Source organism: Paraburkholderia sp. SIMBA_053, assembly GCF_046534895.1.
GTDB classification, from domain to species: Bacteria; Pseudomonadota; Gammaproteobacteria; order Burkholderiales; family Burkholderiaceae; genus Paraburkholderia; species Paraburkholderia caledonica.
Genome location: NZ_JAWRXU010000978.1, coordinates 1 through 261, shown reverse-complemented (window position 1 = coordinate 261; position 261 = coordinate 1). Strand labels below are relative to the sequence as shown.

1 pseudogene is annotated in these 261 nt (G+C 67.8%); it reads left to right on the top strand.

Annotated features, from left to right (window positions below):
* A pseudogene (locus SB753_RS38525) lies at positions 1 to 261 on the top strand (low molecular weight phosphotyrosine protein phosphatase); the annotation flags it as partial.

Sequence of the window (261 nt, the reverse complement as noted above, 5' to 3'; positions counted from 1 at the left end):
AGCGCAGCCCATCGCGTTTCGCTCGGCGGGCCTGCGCGCGATCGACGGCTACGCCATGGACCCCGTCATGCGGCGTCTGCTCGAAGAACGCGGCGTGGAAAGCGGCGCGCATCGCGCGCGGCGGCTCGACGGCAAGCTCGTGCGCGATGCCGATCTGATCCTCGTCACCGAACAGCGGCAAGTCAAGGATGTGGAAGCGCTCGATCGCACTTCGCGCGGCAAGGTCTATCCGCTCGGCAAGTGGGACAAGTGGGGAAGCGC